This window comes from Pedobacter nototheniae (assembly GCF_004335085.1).
GTDB classification, from domain to species: Bacteria; Bacteroidota; Bacteroidia; order Sphingobacteriales; family Sphingobacteriaceae; genus Pedobacter; species Pedobacter nototheniae.
Genome location: NZ_RQRS01000062.1, coordinates 1 through 724, shown reverse-complemented (window position 1 = coordinate 724; position 724 = coordinate 1). Strand labels below are relative to the sequence as shown.

At 48.8% G+C, this 724-nt stretch carries 1 protein-coding gene; it reads left to right on the top strand.

Features of this window, described 5'->3' with window-relative positions:
- On the top strand, positions 1-724 hold a 724-nt coding region (locus EHC72_RS22855), incomplete at both ends, for an MBG-2 domain-containing protein (protein WP_170311746.1).

Sequence of the window (724 nt, the reverse complement as noted above, 5' to 3'; positions counted from 1 at the left end):
GGTACAGATGCAATTACCGGATCATTAAGCCGTGCAACGGGCGAGAATGTGGGCACTTATTTAATAAGCCAGAACACGCTTACTGCAGGGAGTAACTATACCATTACCTACACACCTGCAAGCCTAAACATTACGCCAAAAGGCTTAATTATTACCGCAGATAATAAAACCAGGCTTTATGGTGTGGCTAACCCTGCGTTAACGGTAAGCTACAATGGTTTTATCAGTGGCGAGGGCAGCACGGTATTAAGCAGTGCGCCATTAATTAGCACTACGGCAACGCTAGCTTCCCCATCGGGTACCTACCCAATAACGGCAAGTGGTGCTGCGGCAGCCAATTACAGTATTACTTATGTGCCGGGCAGCCTGGTTATTTCGGCTACCAGCCAAAGCATCACGTTTGCGGCACTGGCAAATAAACTATCTACCGATGCACCATTTACCCTAACGGCCACGGCTACTTCAGGCTTGGCGGTAAGCTATAGCAGCAGCGATGTTAGCGTAGCGCGGATTATAAATGGCAACCAGGTTGAGATTTTAAAAGCAGGTGTAGTAACGATAACGGCAAACCAGGCCGGTAACGGTAACTATACGGCAGCCGCTGCGGTGAGCCAAAGCCTAACCATTTTGGATAACCCAGCACCAATCATCAGTATTGTAAGCAGCAAGGGCAACAGCATTAGTAAGGGCATTACCACGGTGCTTACGGCAAGCGGTGCGTTAA